This is a genomic window from Corallococcus interemptor (assembly GCF_003668875.1).
GTDB lineage: Bacteria > Myxococcota > Myxococcia > Myxococcales > Myxococcaceae > Corallococcus > Corallococcus interemptor.
In genome coordinates, this window is record NZ_RAWM01000309.1 from 1 (window position 1) to 500 (window position 500).

The 500-nt window shown below is 64.0% G+C and carries 1 pseudogene; it reads left to right on the plus strand.

Going from position 1 to position 500, the window contains the following annotated elements:
• Positions 1 to 10: 10 nt before the first annotated feature.
• Positions 11 to 500 (plus strand): annotated as a pseudogene (locus tag D7X96_RS39170) (hypothetical protein); the annotation flags it as partial.

The window sequence follows — 500 nt, forward strand, 5'->3', positions numbered from 1 at the left end:
AATGGGTACCGTGGAACTGCTGACCCGCGAAGGCGAGATCGAAATCGCCAAGCGCATCGAGGAAGGCATCCGCGAAGTGATGAGCGCCATCGCCCAGTTCCCGGGCACGGTGGACAGCATCCTGGCCGACTACAATCGCATCGTCGCCGAAGGCGGTCGCCTCTCCGACGTCCTCAGCGGCTATATCGATCCCGATGACGGCAGCCTGCCCGCCGAAGAGGTGGAGCCGGTCAACCTGAAGGACGATTCCGCCGACTCGAAAGAGAAGGACGACGAGGAAGAAGAAAGCGACGACAGCAGCGACAGCGACGACGAAGGCGACGGCGGTCCGGATCCGGAAGAAGCCCGCCTGCGTTTCACCGCGGTCTCCGAGCAGCTCGACAAGGCCAAGAAGGCCCTGAAGAAGCACGGTCGCGGCAGCAAGCAGGCCACCGCCGAACTCACCGGCCTGGCCGAGCTGTTCATGCCGATCAAGCTGGTGCCCAAGCAGTTCGACGCCC